Here is a 19607-nt window from a genome sequence, read left to right on the forward strand (position 1 = left end):
TCAGTGCCCGGGATGGGTGGCGATGGCGTGGTCGATGACCTTCAGCGCGGCCTCGCGCTCGGCGCCTTCCAGCACCAGTCGCGGCGCGCGCACGCGCTCGCTGCCCAGGCCGACCTTCTGCTGCACCAGCTTGATCAGCTGCACGAACTTGGGCACGGTGTCCAGGCGCAGCAGCGGCAGGAACCAGTCGTACAGCGCCTTGGCTGCCGGGTAGCCGCCGTCGCGGGCCAGCTCGAACAGCTTCACCGACTCCTTCGGATACGCGTTGACCAGGCCGGCGATCCAGCCCTTGGCGCCCATGCTCAGGCCTTCGACGATCGCATCGTCCATGCCCACCAGCAGCACCAGGCGATCGCCGAGCAGCTCGCCCAGCGCGGCGAAGCGGCGCACGTCGCCGGAGGATTCCTTCACCGCCTGCAGGTTCGGGAACTCGGCCGCCAGTTCGGCGATCTGCGCCGGGCTGAAATCGGTCTTGTAGGCGATCGGGTTGTTGTACAGGATCGCCGGCAGGTCGGTGGCGGCGATCACCGCGCGCATGTGCGCGCCCATTTCGCGCCAGTCGGTGGAATACACGTACGGCGGCAGCACCATGATGCCGCCGCAGCCGACCTGCTTGGCCGCCTGCGCCAGGCGCACGGCCTCGTCGGTGGACAGCGCGGCGATGCCCGGCACCACCGGGATGCGGCCGTCGACCGCCTGCACCAGGGTCTTCAGGATCGCCAGCTTGTCGTCGAAGCTCAGCGTCGCGGCCTCGCCCAGCGAGCCCAGCGGCACGATCGCGGTGCAGCCGGCGTCGACCATGAGCTGCGCATGCTTGGCCAGGAACGCGTGGTCGATGCTGCCGTCGGCGTTGAACGGGGTGGTGATGGCCGGCAGCACGCCGTACCAGAAGGAAGCCTTGCTCATGGAAGTACACCTTGTGGAGAGTTGCGAAGGGAGGCCGCGCGCGAGGGCGCGACGGAAGCGGCGTCCGGACCGGGATCCGGACAAGGATGGGCCAGCGCGTCCAGACGCGCCGGGAACAGCGGCGGCCGGCGGCCGTCGTCGGAGAAATCGGCGGCGCGCGCGGCCAGCCCCAGCTCGGTCAGCGCACTGCCGCAGATGCGGCCCTGGCAGGCGCCCATGCCGCAGCGCGAGGCCAGCTTGGCGTCGCGCAGGTCGGCATGGCCCTGCAGCGCGGACAGCGGCACGTCCTCGCAGCGGCACACCAGCGTGTCCGGCGTGGCCAGCGCATGGATGCGTGGGTCCAGCGCGAACTGCCGCTGCAGCAGCGCGGCGAAGGCACGCGCGCGGCGTCGCTGCGGTTGCAGCGCCTGCGCAGCTGCGTCCTGGCCGGCGGCCAGGTGGCCGGCGATGGCGCCTTCCACCCGCGCGCAATCGCGCCCGCCGATGCCCAGCGCCTCGCCCGCGGCGTACACGCCGTCGACGCTGGTGCGCAGTTGGGCATCCACCGCCACGCACGGATGCGCGCCGCTGCGGCCCAGCCGGCAGCCCAGCAGTTGCGCCAGTTCCACGTTCGGCACCAGGCCGTAGCCCACCGCCAGTTGATCGCAGGCGAGACGGCGGCGGCCGCGAGGGCCGTCGATCTCCACCTCTTGCACGCGGCCCTCGCCATACGCGGCCAGCACCACGCTGCCGGCGTGGTAGCCGACCCCGGCCAGTTGCGTGCGCAACGCCAGCGCCTGCAGCGCCTTGTCCGGCCAACGCAGCGGCAGCTGCGCGGTGAACGCGGCCAGCGCGCGCCACGGCGCCTGTTCGACGATGCCCAGCACCTGCGCGCCGTGGCGATGCAGCGTCGCCGCCGAGGCCAGCAGCAGCGGCCCGCTGCCGGCGACCAGCACGCGCCGCCCGGTCAGCGGCCAGCCCTGCTTGGCCAGCGCCTGGGCGCCGCCGGCGCCGGTGACTCCGGGCAGGGTCCAGCCCGGGAACGGCAACAGCAATTCGCGCGCGCCGGTGGCCAGCACCAGCGCGTCGTAGCCCAGCCAGCGCGGGCCATCGGAGCCATCGGTGAGCAGTTGCCGGTCCTGCGCCAGCAGCACCTGGGTCTGCGGCAGGAAGGTCACCGCGCTCGCTGCCAGTTGCGCCAGCGTGCGCGCGGCCAGGCGCGGCGGCGCCTGGGCGACGTCGTGGCGCCAGATCTGCCCGCCGGCACGCGCCTGCAGATCGACCAGGCCGACCCGGCGGCCATGCCCTGCCGCGGCCAGCGCCGCCGCCAGCCCGGCCGGGCCGGCGCCGATCACCAGCACGTCGTAATGGGCGCGCGACTCAACCATCGGTCCACACCTGCATGCCCTCGCGCGCCGGCGTGATGCAGGCGCGCAACTGGCCGACGCGGTCGATGCGCACCCGGCACTCGGCGCACACGCCCATGCCGCACAGCGGCGCGCGCGGTTGACCGCTGCGCGAGCGGCGGAAATGCGTGGCGACCTGCGCCACCGCCGCGGCCACGCTGCTGCCGTCGAGCACCTCGACATCGCGGCCGTCGACCTGCAGGCGCAGCATGCGCGCGCTCATGCCAGCGCCCGCGCCGGCGCGTACGGCGCCGGGTCGATGGCCGCAGGCCGCTGCAGCAACTGGTCCAGCAGCAGGCGCGCACTGCCGAGCGCGGTGGTCACGCCCAGGCCCTCGTGGCCGGCCGCGACCCACACGTCGCGCCGCTCCGGCACCGCGCCCAGATATGGGCGCCCGTCCGGCGTGGCCGGGCGCAGGCCGGTCCACACCCGGATCGCCTGCAGTTGCCGCAGGCCCGGCAGGAACGCGAAGGCGCGCTCCAGCATCCGCTGCAGCATCGGCATCGACACCGTACGGTCGGTCGCATCGAATTCGCGCGAGGAGCCGATCAGGATCTGCCCGGTCGGCCGCGGCTGCACGTTGAACGCCACGCTGCTGCCGTCGCTGCCATGCGCGCTGTCGGCATAACCCAATTCCAGCAATTGATGGGCGACGAAACCCGGATAGCGGTCGGTGATCACCAGTTGCCCCTTGCGCGCGCGCATCGGCAGTTCCGGCAACAGCTCCGGCACCGCGCAGCCGGTGGCGACCAATACCGGGCCATGCAGCGCGCTGCCGTCGTCCAGGCGCACGCCGGCATCGGCCAGCGCAGTGGCGCGACGCCCGGCGTACAGCTGCGCGCCGGCGGCGCAGGCGCGCTCGACAAGGTAGCGCGCCATCCGCGGCGGATACACCACCGCCTCGGCGGCCACGCGCATGCCGCCGGCCAGGCCCGGCACCAGCGCCGGCTCCAATTGATACAAGCGCTGCGCATCGAGCGCTTCGGCGTGCACGCCGGCCGCGGCCAGGCGCTGGATCTTGGCCGGAATCGCCTCCAGTTCGCGCGCCTCGCGCGCCACCCACAGCGTGCCGCAGCGGCTGAACTCGGCCTCCGGCAGCGGCGCGAATTCTTCCCACAACCGCAGCGAGTACGCCGACAGCGCCAGTTCCGCCGGATCGTCGTCCATCGCCACCAGATGCCCCATCGCCGCGGCGGTGGAACCGCCGCCGATGCTGCCCGACTCGACGATCGCCACGCGCAGGCCGGCGGCCGCCGCCGCATCGGCGCAGGCCGCGCCGACGATGCCGGCGCCGACGACGATCAGGTCGAAACCGCTCATGCGGCGCCGATGCCCCAGGCGAACGGATCCTGCGGATCGATCAGCAACTGCGCGCGCGCAGTGATGTAGGCCTGCCCGGTGATGCGCGGCAGTACCCCGCGCGCACCGGCCGTGTAGCTGCCCTCGAACGCGCTGCCGAGGATGCCCTGCTGGCGCCACACCTGTCCCGGCGCCAGCTTGCCGTCGGCGGCCAGGCACGCCAGCTTGGCGCTGGTGCCGGTGCCGCAGGGCGACCGGTCGTAGGCCAGGCCCGGACACAGCACGAAGTTGCGCGCATCGGCGCTGGCGTCCGGCGCCGGCCCGTTGATCTCGATGTGATCGATCTCGCCACCGTCGGCGCCGCGGATGCCCGCCGCCTCCAGCGCCAGCCGCACCGCCTCGGTGTAGGCGGTCAGCGCGCGCTGGTGGCACAGTTCCAGCGCGCACGGCGTCTGTTCGGTGATGAAGAACCAGTTGCCGCCCCAGGCCACGTCGCCACGCACACGCCCGTACTCGGGCACCTGCACTTCGACGCCGGTGGCATGGCGGTAGCTCTCGACGTTGTCGACCGAGACGCGGCCGTCGGCATGCAGTTCCACGCCGACCGTGCCCACCGGCGTCTCGATGCGGTGCGTGCCCGCGCTCAGCCGACCCAGCTCGGCCAGCGTGCGTACCAGGCCGATGGTGCCGTGGCCGCACATGCCCAGGTAGCCGACGTTGTTGAAGAAGATCACCGCCGCGCAGGCATCGGCGGCCACCGGCGGCAGCAGCAGCGCGCCGACCATGGTGTCCGAGCCGCGCGGCTCGCAGGCGATGGCGCTGCGCCAGGCGTCGAAGCGCGTGCGGAACAGCTCCCGGCGCTCGGCCAGGGAACCGGTTCCCAGATCGGGGAAGCCGGAGACGACGACACGGGTCGGTTCGCCGGCGCTGTGCGAGTCGATGACATCGAGTGTATGCATGGAGCCATGCTCACATTCGGCACCGCCGCCGGCTAGCAGCGTTTGCCTGTCGCCAATGCGGAAGTTCGCACAACCCGGCGACGCCCGCCGGTGCCGACTTAGGCTAGCATCGGCATTCGGGGGACGCGCGGCGGCGCGCCCGCACCGCCGCCCACTTCCGCAGGTGAACGCCATGGACACTCTGATTTCGGCACTGGAACTGCAGACGCTGTTCGACGCCCTGCCGGACGTGGTGTTCTTCGTGAAGGACCGCGACGGCCGCTACACCCATGTCAACCTGACCCTGGTGCGGCGGCTGGGCAAGAAATACCGCGCCGACCTGATCGGCAAGTCGGCCGCGGACGTGTTCCCGCTGCCGCTGGGCGGCAGCTACCTGATGCAGGACCGGCGCGTGCTGTGCGGCGAGGTGATCGAGAACCAACTGGAAGTGCACCTGTTCCCGAACCGCACCCCCGGCTGGTGCCTGACCTTCAAGCGCCCGCTGTGCGAGGGCGAGGAGGTGATCGGCGTGGTCGGCATCTCCCGCGACCTGGGCCAGCCGGACAGCCGCCATTCCGCCTACGAGCGCATCAGCCGCGCCATGGAACACATGCAGGCGCACTACGGCGACAACCTGCGCGTGCAGACCCTGGCCGACCTGGCCGAGCTGTCGGTGGCGCAACTGGAGCGGCACTTCCGCCGCGTGTTCCAGCTGACCCCGCAGCAACTGCTGACCAAGATGCGCATCGAAGCGGCGATGCGCCTGCTGCACGGCGACGACAGCATCGCCAGCATCGGCCAGCTTTGCGGCTTCGCCGACCAGAGCGCCTTCGCCCGCCAGTTCAAGGCCACCGTCGGCATGACCCCGCGCGACTACCGGTCGATGAAGGGCAAGCTGTGAAAGGCCGGGATTGGGGATTCGGGATTGGGGATTCGTTTTTTGCTGAATGCGGGCGTTGGGATCGCGACGCTGCGGATGCGGAGCCCCTCTCCCTTCGGGGCGAAAGGGCACGGTTTGCGCGCCACTGGCGCGCGTGCCCTTGAGCGCCCGCGCCGCAAGCGCGGGCCGGGGCGCGGAGCGGGGGTTGGGGTGAGGGTCCGGCGCAGCCATTGCCTCGAAACACCATGACAAATCCGCGCTTGCCCTGAGAGGGTGGCTTCACCGGGAGCGCCCGATCGCGACTGAAGAAACGCGCCTACCTGCACGCGTTCACGACCCACAAATCCCACCCCGCCAACCATCCCGGCCCGCCCCTCTGCACCGGCCGCTCAGGTCGCAAGTGGTAGCATTCTTCGTTTCCGGTCCACGCGTCATCCATGGTCAGCCTATTCCGCCGCAACAAGCCCCAGGACAACGCCGGCGAGAGCCGCACCCAGCGCTACAGCATCGAGGAACTGGCGGCCGCCTTCCCCAAGCCGGCAAGCGCCGAGCCCGCTGCGCCTGCGCCGTCGGCGCCGCCTGCCGCTGAGGCCGCACCCGCCGCTCCCGTACCCGCCGCCCCCCCGGAGCCGACGCCCGCGCCGGTCGCCGAACATCCCGTGCAGGCGCCGGCCCCGGTCGCGGTCCCGCAGCCGCAACCGACGCCGCTGCCGCCCGCAGCGCCCACGCCGCCGCCGCAGGCCTATGTGCCGGCGCCGGCCTCCGCGCCGGCACCGAGCGTGCCGACGCCAACGCCCTCTCCGGCGGCTCCAGCACCGGCCACCGCGTCCGTGCCCGCGGCCGACGCCGACCTGGTCCGCAGCGACGCGCTGCCCGCCGCGCCGGCCGGCAAGCCCGGTTGGCGCGAGCGGCTGCGCAACAGCAGCTTCGCGCGCAGCGTCGGCAGCCTTTTCTCGCGCAATCCCAAGCTCGACGACGACCTGCTCGACGAGATCGAGACCGCACTGATCACCGCCGACGTCGGCATTCCCGCCACCACCGCGCTGATCGAGAGCCTGCGCAAGCGTATGAAGGCGCGCGAGTTCGCCGATGCCAGGGCGCTGCAGCAGGCGCTGCGCGCCGACCTGCTGGCGATCCTGCAGCCGGTGGCCAGGCCGCTGCAGATCGACCGCAACGCCAAGCCCTTCGTGGTGCTGACCGTCGGCGTCAACGGCGTCGGCAAGACCACCACCATCGGCAAGCTGGCCAAGCGCTTCAAGGACGAGGGCCACAGCCTGATGCTGGCCGCCGGCGACACCTTCCGCGCCGCCGCGGTGGCGCAGTTGCAGGCCTGGGGCGAGCGCAACGGCGTCACCGTGATCGCGCAGGGCCAGAACGCCGACGCCGCCTCGGTGGCCTTCGATGCGCTGCAGGCCGGCAAGGCGCGCGGCACCGAGGTGCTGATCGCCGACACCGCCGGCCGCCTGCACACCCAGACCGGGCTGATGAACGAGTTGGGCAAGATCCGCCGCGTGCTCGGCAAGCTCGACCCCAGCGCCCCGCACGAAGTGCTGATGGTCATCGACGGCACCACCGGCCAGAACGCGCTGTCGCAGTTGCGCCAGTTCCACGCCGCGGTCGGCGTCACCGGCCTGGTGGTGACCAAGCTCGATGGCACCGCCAAGGGCGGCGTGGTGTTCGCCCTGGCCCGCGAGTTCGGCATCCCGATCCGCTTCGCCGGCATCGGCGAGCGCCCCGAAGACCTGCGCGTGTTCGACGCCGAGGCCTTCGTCGACGCGTTGCTGCCAGAGGCGCTGGGCGGCTGAGATTGAAGCCCCTCTCCCTCCGGGAGAGGGGTTGGGGTGAGGGTGCGGCGCGAAGCGTCTCGCGGAATCAGGTTCCCGAGGCTTCGGCCGTACCCTCATCCGCCCCTCCGGGGCACCTTCTCCCGGTGGGAGAAGGAACAACCTTACCCTCATCCGCCCCTTCGGGGCACCTTCTCCCGGAGGGAGAAGGAACGAGTTCCTGCCAGCATGCGCCAGCCCGACACCTTCCCCGCCCGCCTGCTCGCCTGGTTCGACCGCCACGGGCGCCATGACCTGCCCTGGCAGCATCCGCGCAGTCCGTACCGGGTGTGGCTGTCGGAGATCATGCTGCAGCAGACCCAGGTGGCGGTGGTCATCCCCTACTTCCTGCGTTTCCTGCAGCACTTTCCGACCCTGCCGGCACTGGCCGCCGCCGACAACGACGCGGTGATGGCGCAATGGGCCGGGCTGGGCTACTACGCCCGTGCGCGCAACCTGCATGCCGCCGCCAAGCGCTGCGTGGAACTGCACGATGGCGACCTGCCGCGCGATTTCGATGCCCTGCACGCGCTGCCCGGCATCGGCCGCAGCACCGCCGGCGCGATCCTCAGCCAGGCCTGGAACGATCGCTTCCCGATCCTCGACGGCAACGTCAAGCGCGTGCTGACCCGCTACCACGGCATCGCCGGCTATCCCGGCCTGCCGGCGGTGGAAAAGCCGCTGTGGGCGCTCGCGCACGACCACGTGGCCGCCGTGCCGGACGGGCGCATGGCCGACTACACCCAGGCGCAGATGGATTTCGGCGCCACCCTGTGCACCCGCGCCAACCCGGCCTGCGTGCTGTGCCCGCTGCAGGACGACTGCGTGGCGCGCCGCGAGGGCCTGGTCGAGGCGCTGCCCACGCCCAAGCCGGGCAAGACCCTGCCCGAGCGCGAAGCACTGGCGCTGTTGCTGGAGAACGCCGCCGGCGAGTTGCTGCTGCAGCGGCGACCGCCGACCGGCATCTGGGCCTCGCTGTGGACCCTGCCGCAGGCCGAGACCGACAGCGAACTGCGCGCCTGGTACGCGCGCTGGATGCGCGGGCGCGCCTACGACGACGCCGAAGCGCTGCCGCCGATCGTGCACACCTTCAGCCATTACCGCCTGCACCTGCAGCCGCTGCGCCTGCGCAAGGTCGCCATGGGCGATGCCCTGGGCGACAATGCCGACCTGCGCTGGGTGGCGCGCGCCGACCTGTCGGCGCTGGGCCTGCCCGCACCGATCCGCAAACTGCTCGACGGCCTCTAGCGCGCCAGCGCGCGCCGTCGCACGCACCGCCAGGAATTGCCATGTCCCGCACCGTCTTCTGCCAGTACCAGCAACGCGACGCCGAAGGGCTCGATTACGTGCCGTATCCCGGCGAGCTCGGCAAGCGCGTGTTCGCGCACATCGGCAAGGCCGGCTGGCAGGCCTGGCTGGCGCACCAGACCATGCTGATCAACGAGAACCGGCTGTCGCCGCGCGATCCCAAGCACCGTGCGTTCCTGGAAACGGAACTGGAGAAGTTCCTGTTCCAGGGCGGCGCCGACAAGCCCGACGGCTACGTGGCGCCCGACCCGCAGGGCTGAACGAGCGCCGCGCAAGGCCCGACGCGGTGACCCGCGGCCAGGCCGGCGTCCCCGCTCCCCGTTCATGCCGCATATGGTTGAAATACGGCATTTCGCCACCTACGATGTCCGGGACACCCCGTCATCGGCGTGCGGAACGACCATGAGCGACTTCAAGAAAATCACCGTCAACCTGCCGACCGAGCAGGTCGAGTTCCTGCAGCAGCTCGCGACCAAGGAAAAAGTCTCCGTGGTGGACGTGCTGCGCCGGGCGATCAACGCGGAGAAGTTCTTCGCCGACAACGAGGCGGCCAACCGCAAAATCCTGATCGAGGACGGCAGCCGGATCCGGGAAGTCATCCGCAGATAGGCCCCACGCGACCATCGCTGACGCCGCACAAGGAAGCGCACCATGTCAGACCCGCAACGCCAGGACGCGGCAGCGCAAGACCGTCCTTCCGCACAGGCGGTCCCGGCCATGCCGGAGGCCAGCAGCGACACGCTGGATCTGACCGATCCCGACGCAGGCGACACCGCGGTCGTGGCGCCACGACTGGGCAACGACTACGACCCGCGCCCGCACGAGGACCAGGCCAGGCGCCACATCGCCTACCTGCTGATCGGCCTGCTGTGGATCGTGGTCGCCGGCCTGCTGATCCTGGTCGCCTGGGGCGGCATCCAGGTGCAGGACATCAAGGACTTCGCCGTGCTGCTCGGCCCGGTGGTCACCCTGGTCTCGGCCGCCACCGGCTTCTACTACGGCACCAAGTCGAAATAGGGCCAGGCCGGCGCAGCCGCGCCCAGCTCATCCACCGGCGCGCTCCTGCACCTTGGCCTCGCGCAGCTCCTTCTCCGAGGTGCGCAGCGCCTTGACGTCGAGCGGGCGAATGCTGTCGATGCGGCACGGCAGGCGAATCGCGCCGGGGCCGCCGCCGAGCACCAGCACGTCGTCGAACTTCGCCGAGACCTGGCTGCCGAAATGGGTGATGGCGATGCTGGGGGCGAAATCCAGGTCCTGGCACGGGCCGGCGAATTCCAGCAGATAGGCCTGGTTCGGCCGCGTCCATACCGCCAGTGCGCTGTCGCCGAGCGCAGTCCAGCCGCTGAGCCGGTTGAAGTACTGGAAGTCGCGCACCGGCGCACCGGCGTGGGCGCGGTACAGGGTCAGGCGTTCGTCGTCGCTGAGGCGATTGGTGGCGCAGCCGGCCAGCATGGCCGTGGCGAGGAGAGAGGACAGCAGCAGGCGTTTCATGACAGCGCTCCTGATGGTGTGGAGCGCATCATGCGCCCGCTGCCGTGCACGCGAGCACACGCGCACGCACGGCGTTCAGCGCCAAGGCAGCCAACGCCGCGTAGTGACGGCGCGCACCGTCACTGCGCGGCGCTGCGCGCCGATTCGCAGAAGCGCTGCCGGTACTCCAGCGCCTTGGGCATCAGCGCCTGCAGGTTCTGGATGCGGGTGCCCGGATTGGGATGGGTGGAGGCGAACTCCGGCGGCGCCTGGCCGCCGCTGCTGGCGCTCATCCGTTCCCACAACGGCACCGCCTCGCGCGGGTCGAAACAGGCCGCCGCGGCCAGCATCAAGCCCACTTCGTCGGCCTGGGTCTCGTGGCTGCGCGCGTAGGGCAGCAGGTAGCCGTAGCCCATCGCCGCCATCGCCATCTGCTGCTGTTGCGGGTCCAGGCCGCCGGCGGCGCCGGCCATCTGCCCGATCCGGGTCAGCTTCTGCTGGGCCATGCGCTGCGCGCCATGCCGCAACAATGCGTGCGCGATCTCGTGGCCCATCACCACCGCCATCGCATCGGCGTTGCCGGCGACCGGGAACAGGCCGGTGTAGACCGCCATCTTGCCGCCGGGCAGGCAGAACGCGTTGGCCTGTTCGGACGGGATCACGTTGACGTCCCAGTCGAAGCTGCGCGCCGCATGCTGCGCCTGCATGCCGTGTTCGGCAGCCAGCGCGTCTTCCACCACATCGACCTTGGCGATCAGCCGTTGCGCGATCGCCCGCACCTGCTGCGCCTGCGGCGCCTGCGGGTCCAATGGCCGTTCCTGCGCCAGGATCTCCCGATAGGCCTGCAGGCCGAGTGCTTTCTCGTCCTCCACGTTCAACGAGCGGTCGATCAGCACCTGCTCGCCGGTGTACGGATCCTCGCTGCGGTTGGAGAACCAGTAGTACCCCGCATAGACCGCAAAGCCCAGCAGCACCAGCCAGCGCACCCCACCCAGCGGCCCACGGCGGCCGCCCGGTTCGCCGCCCTGGCGGCCGAAGACGTCATTCATCCCACTCCCCTCGCTGACTGGTGAGGCAATCTAGCGTCGGCGCCGACGCGGCCGCGTCAAATGCCGCGGACCAGGCGGAAACCGACACGCGCGCTGGTGCTGTCCGAATCCTGCATCAGCCGCCACGCCGCGCGGGTCTGCTCGGGCGCGTTGGCCCAGTTGCCGCCGCGCACCACCCGCGAGCGGCAGCCCGGGTTGTACCAGGCCGCGCCGTCGGCCGGCGCGCGCCGGTAGCTGGCATGCCAGCAGTCGGCGACCCATTCGCTGAGGTTGCCGGCCATGTCGTGCAGGCCCCAGGCGTTGGCGGAAAAACTGGCGACCGGGGCCGGCCCCCAGAAGCCGTCGGTGTAGCCGACGAAGGCATTGCGCCAGTGCCGACCGCTGGGCGAGACGTCGCCGCCGCCGGTGAAGTTGCCGCTGCCGCGCGGCGGCGTACCGGCATTGCCCCAGGGATAACGGCCACGGCTGCCGGCGCGCAGGGCGTACTCGAACTCGGCCTCGCTGGGCAGCCGGTAATGGCGCCCGGTCTGCTGCGACAGCCAGGCCGCATAGGCCTCGGCGTCGCGCACGCTGACGTGCATGACCGGGCTGTTCGGCGCCGCCCGCGCGCCCTGGTAGTCGGACTGCCAGTCCACCCCGTTGCGGCGCACGAAGTTGCCGCTGCGCTCGTCGTAGACGGTGGAATGGCCGCGCCGGGTGGCGCGCGGACGCGCATTGGTGGCCTCCACGAAGCGGCGGAACTCGGCCACGGTGACTTCGGTGATCGACATGGCGAAACCGCGGTCGAAGCGCACGTAATGCTGCGGCATCTCCGCCGGCGAGGCGCCGGGCTCGGTCTCGGCCGCGCCCATGCGGAAGCCGCCGTGCGGCACCACGATCATCTGCGGGCCGCGCCCGCCGTCGTGCATGCCGTCGGTGAACACCTGGCCGGGGCGGAAACTGCCGTAGTGGGTGGCCAGGTCGATGCGTTCGCGCAGCATCGCCGCCACCGGGTCGCCGGGATCGGCGATGCGCAGCACGTCGCCCAGGCGCTCGCGCGCCGATTTCAATCCCGCCGGCGTGGCCAGATCGCGCAACCCTGCATCGCGCAAGGCGGCGATGCGCGCCACCCGCACCTGCTCCACCCGCACGCGCGCATCGCGCACCGTGGGCGCGTCCTCGCGAACCCGCGCCGCGCGTGCCAGCCAGCTGCCGGCAGCGGCGAAATCCGAGGCCGCCGCGGCCGTCTCGGCGCGGCGGATCAACGCGCTCTCCACCGCCGCCACGCCCTGCCGCGCGCGGTCGTCGTCCGCATCCAACTGCAGCGCATCGCGGAAATCGGCCAGGGCGCCGTTGCCGTCCTCGCCCAGGCGACCGCCACGCAGGTCTTCCTCGCCGGCGCGGTTGTAGGCCAGTACCCGCGCGGCGGTCTCCACCCGCTGCTGCAGGCGTCGCACCGCAGGATCCTCGGCATCCAGCCACAGCGCCACCATCGCGATGCGCGTGGCCCGCTCGAGCGTGCGTTCGGAAAGATCCGGATCGCCCAACGCCTGCGCACCGAGCTGCAGCAACCGCCGCCGCGCCTTGCGCAGGCCGTCCTGGGCGGCGCGATCGTTCGGCGCCAGGCTGCGGATCGCCAGGTACAGCGGAATCGCCGACTGCGCATCCTCGAACAGGCGATCCTCGGCCAGCGCGCGCGCCGCCTCGCGTCGTGCCTGCGGCAGGCCGCTGCGGCTCAGGCTCGGCAACGGCGGCTGCCAGTGCGCCACGGTCTCGGCCGCATCTTCGCCGCCGATGGTGACGCTGGGCGCCTGCACCGGCCTGGCCGGTGTCGACTGCGCCGGGGCGATGGCCGCGGCGGTCGCCGGCGCGGTCTCGGCGGCCGGCGCCGGCGGCTGCCGCGCACAGCCGACCAGCGCCGCCGCGAGCATGCTCCAGACCATCACAACGCCGCTGCTGCGCACTTTTCCTCCGAATCACGGCCCTGGCGACGTCGCCCCAGCCGGCGCGCCGTGCGGCCGGCGGAGCGACGTTAGGCTATTCTCGCCTGCCTGAGCAAACCCTGCAGTCAACGGAAATCACGTGCCTTATTGGATCAAGCAACCCGCCGAACTGAGCGAACGGCTGGCGCAGCGGCCGGCCCGCATCGGCCTGGATACCGAATTCGTCCGCGAACGGACCTACTGGCCGCAACTGGCGCTGGTGCAGATGGCGGTGGGCGACGAAATCCTGCTGATCGACCCGCTGATCCCGGGCATGCCGCAGGCGCTGGCGCCGTGGCTGAGCGATCCGGGCATCCTCAAGATCATGCACAGCGCCAGCGAAGACCTGGTCGCCTTCAAGTGCGCCTGCGGCACCCTGCCGCGGCCGCTGTTCGACACCCAGATCGCCGCCGGCCTGGCCGGGCTCGGCGCCGGCATGGGCTACCAGAAGCTGGTGCTGGAGATCACCGGCGTGCACCTGACCAAGGGCGAGACCCGCTCGGACTGGCTGCGCCGCCCGCTGTCGCCGGCGCAACTCGAATATGCCGCCGACGACGTGCGCCACCTGTTCGCCCTGCACGACGCGCTGCAGGCGCGGCTGCAGACCCTGGAGCGCAGCGACTGGCTGCACGAGGACGGCGAACGCCTGCTCGGCACCGTCGAACAGGACGACGGCGAGCGCTGGCCGCACCTGGGCATGCGCTCGGCGCAGTTCATGGACCGCCCGGCGCAACTGCGCCTGCTGCGTCTGTTGCGCTGGCGCGACGCGCAGGCCCGGCACAGCGACAAGCCGCGCAGCTGGATCCTGGACAACGAACTGGCCGCCACCCTGGCGCGGTTCCCGCCGCAGGACCCGCCGGCCATGCTGACGCTGTTCGACAAGCACCCCAAGGCGCCGCGCAAGCTCAGCGATGCGCTGTGGCAGGCGCTGACCACGCCGCTGGCCGACGAAGCCGACGCGCCGCAGGCGCTGGCCGCCAGCGACGACAACAAGGCCGCGCTGAAGCGGCTGCAGGACGCGGTGGCCGCACGCAGCGCCGAACTCGGCCTGCCCGACGGCCTGCTGGCCTCGCGCAAGCACCTGGAAGCCCTGCTGGAAAGCGCGCAATGGCCGCAGCCGCTGGCCGGCTGGCGCAGGCGCGAACTGGAACCGCGGCTGCAACCGCTGCTGGCGGCCGCGCGCTGAGCGGGTGAGCCCGGGCCGCGATCGGAAATGAAAAAAGGCCAGGAATTCCTGGCCTTTTTCGTTCGCTCAGTACTTGAAGAGCGGGAACTTCAGATCCGGGTGGCGCGCCTTCCATTCGTTGTAGGCGGCGGTGCCTTCCCAGGCGGCGAACGCCTTCGGGGTGCGACCGCGGCCGGACCAGGTTTCGCCGGTATGCGGCAACTGGTACTTCGGCTTGACCTCGCTGCGGCCACCGGCGGACTTGCTGCTGGCCTGCTTCGGCGCCGCGCTGGTCACGTAGGCGGCGATCTCGTTGCGCTGCTTGGCGCTGAAGAACTCGGCGAACTGCTCCAGCAGCGACAGCACGTTGGCATGCGCCGCATTGGTTTCGCCCTCGCGCGCCTGCCGCTCCTGCTCTTCCAGCTTGCGCATTTCTTCCTGCAGCTTGGCCTTGGCTTCGGCGATCTGTTGCAAGTTGCGAACTTCCGTCATGTGTAAAAGACCTGTCTTTAAGTAAAAAGTATGAGGCGGACGGTATATCGCGTCCGGAACGAAATCACTGCGGGAGATTTCGGCCGCCGAGTATATCGACTCCATGCGAGCGCTGTAGACAGCATGCTGAGCGCGTTTTCGATGGCGCCCGACCGGCAACTGCCCCGGCGCCGCCGATGTTGCATTGCCCCCTTGGCACGCGGCCCCGTGCCCAGTTACACTACGCGTCTGATGTGGGGCGGTAGCTCAGCTGGGAGAGCGTCGCGTTCGCAATGCGAAGGTCGAGGGTTCGATCCCCTTCCGCTCCACCATCTTGCCGTCTTCGACGGTGCAAACGAGGTCAGACAGCCATCAGGCTCTCTGGCCTTTTTTGTTGGCCGGTCCTGCACTTGGATGCGCTCGATCGCGCGGCGTCGGCCATGCGTCGTGTGGCCGGGAATCCCGAGCCTTCGTCCTGACGGACGGGAAGCGGGAGCACTGCGCTCCCGCCGCCACTTCGCTCAGTCCTGCGCGCCCTGCCCCGGCTCATCCTGGCCGGAACGCGGGCCGCGCTCGTGCGCCTCGCGCAGCTTCTGGTCTTCCAGGCCGGGCCGCTGCTTGGCGGTGTCGTCCTGGGCACGGTCCTGCCGGCCCTCGTGGATGCCCTGCTGCTTGCCGGACTGGGTGGTTTCGTCTTTTGCCATGGTCTGCACCTCGCTGGGGCGGATGCCCGTTTCAGGCCACCCTAACGAGGCCGCCGTGATGCATGGATCACGGCGTGGCGGGCGTCACGCCGCCAGCGCCGCTGTGCCGGCCTCGACGATGTCGTCGCTGCGCAGCAGCCGCGCCCGGTCCAGCAGGATCACCAGCCGATCCTCCAGCTTGCCCATGCCCTGCAGCAGGTCGCGGCGGATATCGCTGCCGAAGGCCGGCGGCGCCTCGATCTGCTGCGGCGGCAGTTCCAGCACCTCGTTGACCGCGTCCACCAGCAGGCCGAAGGACTGCGCGCCGCCGCCCTCGTCGGTGGCGGCGGTGGCGATGACGATGCAACTGCGCCGGGTGACCTGGCTGGGCGCGCGGCCGAGCCGCGACTGCAGGTCCACTACCGGCACCACCGCCCCACGCAGGTTGATCACCCCGCGCACGCAGGCCGGCATGGTCGGCACCGGGGTCGGCGTGCGGTACTCGATGATCTCGTGGATGCCGGCGATATTGAGCCCGAACAGCTCGCGATCCAGCTGGAAGGTCAGGAACTGGCAGCCGCCATGCGGCGAGTCCGCGGCCGCGCTCTCGTAGCGATCGTTGTGCATGGTGTTCCCCTTCAGAAGTTGACGAACTGGCCTTCGTCCGGCGCATCCGCCAGCGCGTAGGCCGGAACCGGCCGCGCGCGCGGGCGCAGGCCCTTGCCGGCGTTGCGCAGCGGCCGGGTGGCGGCCGGCCTGGGCGTCACCGGCGCAGCGCGGCGTGGCGCGGCCAGGTCCTGTTCGCGGTTGAGGCGGAAGAAGCCCATCGCCTGCTGCAACGATTCGGCCTGGGTGCTCATCTGTTCGGCGGTCGCCGCCAGTTGCTCGGAGGCCGCGGCGTTCTGCTGCGTGGCCTGGCTGAGCTGGGACACCGCCAGGTTGATCTGGGTGACGCCGGAGGACTGCTCCTGCGAGGCCGAGGCGATCTCCTGCACCAGATCCGAGGTCTTCTTGATGCTGGGCACGATGGTGCCGAGCAGGTTGCCGGCGCGATCGGCCAGGCCCACGCTGCTGGCGGCGACTTCGCCGATCTCCTGCGCAGCGACCTGGCTGCGCTCGGCCAGCTTGCGCACTTCCGCGGCGACCACGGCGAAACCCTTGCCGTGCTCGCCAGCGCGCGCGGCCTCGATCGCCGCGTTCAACGCCAGCAGATTGGTCTGGTAGGCGATGTCGTCGATGATGCTGATCTTCTGCGCGATCTGCTTCATCGCATGGGTCGAGGCCAGTACCGCCTCACCACCCTCCACCGCTTCCTTGGCCGCCTGCGCCGACATGCCCTCGGTGACCTTGGCATTGTCGGTGTTCTGCGCGATGGACGCGGTCATCTGCTCCAGCGACGCGCTGGTTTCCTCCACGCCCGAGGCCTGCTCGGTGGCGGCCTGGCTCAGCGACTGCGCGGTGGCGCTGACTTCCTCGGACGAACCGGCCAGCGACTGCGCACTGGCATTGACCTCGCCCACCACGTCCGCCAGGCGCTCGACCATCGTCTGCAGCGCCACCATCGCGCTGGTGCTGTCGTTGGGGCGGGTCGGCACCTGCACGGTGAGATCGCCGCGGGCGATCCGCGAGGCCACTTCCATCACCGTGCTCGGCTCGCCGCCGAGTTCGCTCATCAGCGACCGCGCGATCAGGAAACCGATCGCCGACGCGCACAGCGCCGCGATCAGGCTGCCGACGATCAGGGTGAGGTTGGTGCGCTGCTGCAGTTGCTCGGCCTCGGCCGCGCGCACGGCCAGCAACTCGCTCTCGGCGCGGCGCACTTCGGCCATGCGGTCGCGCATCGCGTCCATGTAGGCCTTGCCCTTGGAAGCGCGCACCGAGGCGGCCAAGGCCTCCATCGTCGCCTGGCCCTGGTTGACGTCCTTGCGCAGCGCGATCTGCGGATGCACCGCCTGGCTGAGCCATTGCGCCTGGGTCTGCTTCAGCGCATTCAGACGCTCCTGCTGCTTGGGATTGTCCGCGGTCAGTTCCTGGGCGGTGCGCAGGTGGCTGTCGAAGCTGGCGACGCCGTCGCGGTAGGGCTGCAGGAACGCGTCCTCGCCGGTCAGCGAGAAGCCGCGCGTGCCGGTCTCGATGTTGATCAGGCTGCTCAGCGCAGCATCGACTTCGGCGATCACCTTGTAGGTGTGGGTGTTCCAGTAATTGGCTTGCGACAACGCGGACACGTTGAAGTAGGCCACGCCGGCCAACGCCAGCAGGATGCACAGGACCACGGCGAAACCGCCGTAGAGTTTGGTGGCGATCTTGAGATTCTTCAGCACGGCACTCTCCCGACAATGGGGCAGTTGTGACAACGACAGCGACACGGAACTGGCGGCGCAACCGGCGCCGCCAGGGAATGGATCAGGCGCGGCCCAGCAGCGCTTCGCTGCGGTCGCGATTGCCTGCACCGGGACGGCGCGCGGCAGCGGAGGTGGCACGCGGCGCCCAGCGCGAACCGGCAGCGCGCAGCGGCAGCGGCGCTTCGCTTTCGTCCAGCGTCTGCGTGGCGCGGCGCGCGGCGGCGGACAACTGGAAGAAGGCCATGCTTTCCTGCAACTGCACGGCCTGCGTGCTCATCGATTCGGCGGTGGCGGCCAACTCTTCGGAGGCGGTGGCGTTCTGCTGGGTGATCTGGCTCAGCTGCACCACCGCCACATTGATCTGGGTGACGCCGGAGGACTGCTCCTGCGAAGCGGCAGCGATTTCCTGCACCAGGTCCGAGGTCTTCTTGATGCTCGGCACGATGGTCTCCAGCAAGTGCCCGGCGCGCTCGGCCAGCTCCACGCTGGAACCGGCGACCTCGCCGATCTCCTGCGCGGCGACCTGGCTGCGCTCGGCCAGCTTGCGCACTTCCGCGGCGACCACCGCAAAGCCCTTGCCGTGCTCGCCGGCGCGCGCGGCCTCGATCGCCGCATTCAACGCCAACAGGTTGGTCTGGTAGGCGATGTCGTCGATGATGCCGATCTTGTGCGCGATCTGCTTCATCGCCGCCACCGTGGCCACCACCGCCTCGCCGCCTTCCAGGGTCTCGCGGGCCGCCTGCGCGGCCATGCCGTCGGTGACCTTGGCGTTGTCGGTGTTCTGCGCGATCGAGGCGGTCATCTGCTCCAGCGAGGCGCTGGTCTCTTCGACGCTGGCCGCCTGCTCGGTCGAGGCCTGGCTCAGCGACTGCGCGGTGGCGCTGACTTCCTCCGACGCGCCAGCCAGGCTCTGCGCACTGGCGTTGACCTCGCCGACCACCTGCTGCAGTTTCTCGACCATGCGCTGCATCGCCAGCAGCAACTGCGCGGTCTCGTCGCGGCCGCGCACATCGATCGACATGCTCAGGTCGCCCTCGGACAGCGCATTGGCCACGCTGACCGCTTTGCCGATCGGCCGGGTCACGCTGCGGCTGATGAACACGCCCAGGCCCACGCCGAGCAGCACGCCGCCGATCACAATGGCGAGCATGGTGCGGGTGCTGCTGGCATAGATTTCGTCGGTGGCGTCGTTGGCCTTGGAGGCATTGGCCTCCTTGATCTCGCTCAGTTCCGACATCAGCGCATCCAGTTCGTCGGAGCTGCTGCGCACGCTCTTGGACAGTTCCGCCAGCTGCGCGTTGCCTTCCGGCAGCGGCTCGCGCATCACCGACTCGACGAACTGGCCGCGTCGCTCCAGGTAGGTCTTCCACACCTGGTCGAAGCGCGCCAGCTTGGCTTGCGTCGCTGGCTCGTCCAGCGACGTCTTGGCCTTGTCCATGTGCTCGACCACCTTGGCGGTGTACTTGTCGAGGCTGGCGACATGCTTGGCGCGGTCTTCCGCGGTGCTGGCCAACTGCAGGTTGGCACGCGCGCGGCCGGCATTGATCAGATTGATGTTGGCCTCTTTCAGGTGCGACAGGCCGAGCAGCTCGCGCTCGTACAGCGCGGTGGCGTAGTCGTTGATCCGGCCCGAGTTGCGGATGCCGACCCAGCCGATGCAGGCGCCGATCGCCGCCACGATCAGGAATGCCGCCGTCAGCCTGACCCCGATTTTCATATTGCCCAACATGGTGTGTACCCCGATTTGTGTGTGTCCGCCTGCGCCGGGCGATGCGTCCGGCTGCGTGTCGCGGCGCCTCGCGGAGCGATGCCTCTGGCTGAAGTCGCCAGAGGAACGCTGCGCTGCAACGTCATGCGTGAGGGCTATCGGCGCAATCGAGGGCGCCTTTAAATCGCGTGAAAATTGCGGAATCCCGCATAAGACAAG

At 70.5% G+C, this 19607-nt stretch carries 19 protein-coding genes, 1 tRNA gene and 2 pseudogenes; 8 read left to right on the forward strand and 14 right to left on the reverse strand.

Annotated features, from left to right (window positions below):
- Genes AC1PK7_RS14450 through AC1PK7_RS14470 form a run of 5 tightly spaced genes read right to left on the reverse strand, consistent with a single transcriptional unit; the run spans position 1 to position 4549 of the window.
- Positions 1 to 906 carry a dihydrodipicolinate synthase family protein gene (locus AC1PK7_RS14450; protein WP_010343407.1) on the reverse strand — a complete coding sequence of 302 codons (906 nt, stop codon included), beginning with the start codon at positions 904 to 906 and terminating at the stop codon, positions 1 to 3.
- A complete protein-coding gene (locus AC1PK7_RS14455) occupies positions 903 to 2273 on the reverse strand; it encodes an FAD-dependent oxidoreductase (protein ID WP_481098592.1) in 1371 nt (456 codons plus the stop codon). The genes AC1PK7_RS14450 and AC1PK7_RS14455 overlap by 4 nt, the downstream gene beginning before the upstream one ends.
- Complete coding sequence (locus AC1PK7_RS14460; RefSeq protein ID WP_481098593.1) at positions 2266 to 2514, reverse strand: (2Fe-2S)-binding protein; 249 nt, start codon at positions 2512 to 2514, stop codon at positions 2266 to 2268. Before AC1PK7_RS14460 ends, AC1PK7_RS14455 begins: the two co-directional genes overlap by 8 nt.
- Entirely contained in the window at positions 2511 to 3611 is a 1101-nt protein-coding gene (locus AC1PK7_RS14465) for an NAD(P)/FAD-dependent oxidoreductase (protein ID WP_295861505.1), read from the reverse strand. The genes AC1PK7_RS14460 and AC1PK7_RS14465 overlap by 4 nt, the downstream gene beginning before the upstream one ends.
- The gene (locus tag AC1PK7_RS14470) at positions 3608 to 4549 is read right to left on the reverse strand and encodes a 4-hydroxyproline epimerase (protein ID WP_481098594.1); all 942 of its coding nucleotides are present in this window, start codon (positions 4547 to 4549) and stop codon (positions 3608 to 3610) included. The genes AC1PK7_RS14465 and AC1PK7_RS14470 overlap by 4 nt, the downstream gene beginning before the upstream one ends.
- Before the next feature lie 172 nt (positions 4550 to 4721).
- Between AC1PK7_RS14470 and AC1PK7_RS14475 the strand changes: the two genes are divergently transcribed.
- The 6 genes from AC1PK7_RS14475 (at position 4722) to AC1PK7_RS14500 (ending at position 9556) form a co-directional block, all read left to right on the forward strand.
- Positions 4722 to 5429, forward strand: a complete 708-nt coding sequence (locus AC1PK7_RS14475; protein WP_017911046.1) for an AraC family transcriptional regulator — start codon at positions 4722 to 4724, stop codon at positions 5427 to 5429.
- 416 nt (positions 5430 to 5845) lie between these two features.
- Complete coding sequence (gene ftsY, locus AC1PK7_RS14480) at positions 5846 to 7213, forward strand: signal recognition particle-docking protein FtsY (RefSeq protein ID WP_481098595.1); 1368 nt, start codon at positions 5846 to 5848, stop codon at positions 7211 to 7213.
- 207 nt (positions 7214 to 7420) lie between these two features.
- A complete protein-coding gene (gene mutY, locus AC1PK7_RS14485; protein ID WP_481098596.1) occupies positions 7421 to 8479 on the forward strand; it encodes an A/G-specific adenine glycosylase in 1059 nt (352 codons plus the stop codon).
- A 41-nt stretch (positions 8480 to 8520) separates the two neighbouring features.
- Positions 8521 to 8799, forward strand: a complete 279-nt coding sequence (locus tag AC1PK7_RS14490) for an oxidative damage protection protein (protein ID WP_010344222.1) — start codon at positions 8521 to 8523, stop codon at positions 8797 to 8799.
- 142 nt (positions 8800 to 8941) lie between these two features.
- On the forward strand, positions 8942 to 9148 hold the full coding sequence (locus AC1PK7_RS14495; RefSeq protein WP_010344221.1) for a CopG family transcriptional regulator: 207 nt from the start codon (positions 8942 to 8944) through the stop codon (positions 9146 to 9148).
- A 42-nt stretch (positions 9149 to 9190) separates the two neighbouring features.
- Complete coding sequence (locus tag AC1PK7_RS14500; protein WP_481098597.1) at positions 9191 to 9556, forward strand: hypothetical protein; 366 nt, start codon at positions 9191 to 9193, stop codon at positions 9554 to 9556.
- A gap of 27 nt (positions 9557 to 9583) precedes the next feature.
- Here AC1PK7_RS14500 and AC1PK7_RS14505 read toward each other — a convergent pair whose 3' ends face one another.
- The 3 genes from AC1PK7_RS14505 to AC1PK7_RS14515 all read right to left on the reverse strand — a co-directional run bounded on the left by AC1PK7_RS14505 (position 9584) and on the right by AC1PK7_RS14515 (position 12968).
- Complete coding sequence (locus tag AC1PK7_RS14505; protein ID WP_010344219.1) at positions 9584 to 10030, reverse strand: DUF6491 family protein; 447 nt, start codon at positions 10028 to 10030, stop codon at positions 9584 to 9586.
- A gap of 119 nt (positions 10031 to 10149) precedes the next feature.
- The gene (locus AC1PK7_RS14510; protein WP_481098598.1) at positions 10150 to 11058 is read right to left on the reverse strand and encodes a M48 family metallopeptidase; all 909 of its coding nucleotides are present in this window, start codon (positions 11056 to 11058) and stop codon (positions 10150 to 10152) included.
- 56 nt (positions 11059 to 11114) lie between these two features.
- Complete coding sequence (locus tag AC1PK7_RS14515; protein ID WP_481100901.1) at positions 11115 to 12968, reverse strand: formylglycine-generating enzyme family protein; 1854 nt, start codon at positions 12966 to 12968, stop codon at positions 11115 to 11117.
- Between the two features lie 151 nt (positions 12969 to 13119).
- On the opposite strand from AC1PK7_RS14515, the gene rnd reads away from it, so the two are divergent.
- A complete protein-coding gene (rnd, locus tag AC1PK7_RS14520) occupies positions 13120 to 14205 on the forward strand; it encodes a ribonuclease D (protein WP_481098599.1) in 1086 nt (361 codons plus the stop codon).
- 66 nt (positions 14206 to 14271) lie between these two features.
- Here rnd and AC1PK7_RS14525 read toward each other — a convergent pair whose 3' ends face one another.
- Positions 14272 to 14676, reverse strand: coding sequence for an H-NS histone family protein (locus tag AC1PK7_RS14525; RefSeq protein WP_371184562.1), 405 nt, complete (start codon positions 14674 to 14676; stop codon positions 14272 to 14274).
- Positions 14677 to 14911: 235 nt separating this feature from the next.
- Between AC1PK7_RS14525 and AC1PK7_RS14530 the strand changes: the two genes are divergently transcribed.
- Positions 14912 to 14987: transfer RNA gene (locus AC1PK7_RS14530), tRNA-Ala, on the forward strand.
- Positions 14988 to 15176: 189 nt separating this feature from the next.
- Here AC1PK7_RS14530 and AC1PK7_RS14535 read toward each other — a convergent pair.
- The 5 genes and pseudogenes from AC1PK7_RS14535 to AC1PK7_RS14555 all read right to left on the reverse strand — a co-directional run bounded on the left by AC1PK7_RS14535 (position 15177) and on the right by AC1PK7_RS14555 (position 19409).
- A complete protein-coding gene (locus AC1PK7_RS14535; RefSeq protein ID WP_010344214.1) occupies positions 15177 to 15359 on the reverse strand; it encodes a hypothetical protein in 183 nt (60 codons plus the stop codon).
- 84 nt (positions 15360 to 15443) lie between these two features.
- Positions 15444 to 15965 carry a chemotaxis protein CheW gene (locus tag AC1PK7_RS14540; protein WP_420007436.1) on the reverse strand — a complete coding sequence of 174 codons (522 nt, stop codon included), beginning with the start codon at positions 15963 to 15965 and terminating at the stop codon, positions 15444 to 15446.
- 11 nt (positions 15966 to 15976) lie between these two features.
- Positions 15977 to 16894: pseudogene (locus AC1PK7_RS14545) on the reverse strand (methyl-accepting chemotaxis protein); the annotation flags it as partial.
- 279 nt (positions 16895 to 17173) lie between these two features.
- A pseudogene (locus AC1PK7_RS14550) lies at positions 17174 to 17818 on the reverse strand (CHASE3 domain-containing protein); the annotation flags it as partial.
- Positions 17742 to 19409 (reverse strand): methyl-accepting chemotaxis protein, encoded by a 1668-nt coding sequence (locus AC1PK7_RS14555; protein WP_481098600.1) that lies wholly within the window; start codon positions 19407 to 19409, stop codon positions 17742 to 17744. The pseudogene AC1PK7_RS14550 and the gene AC1PK7_RS14555, both read right to left, overlap by 77 nt.
- Positions 19410 to 19607: the final 198 nt, after the last annotated feature.

Source organism: Xanthomonas sp. NCPPB 3174, assembly GCF_056725205.1.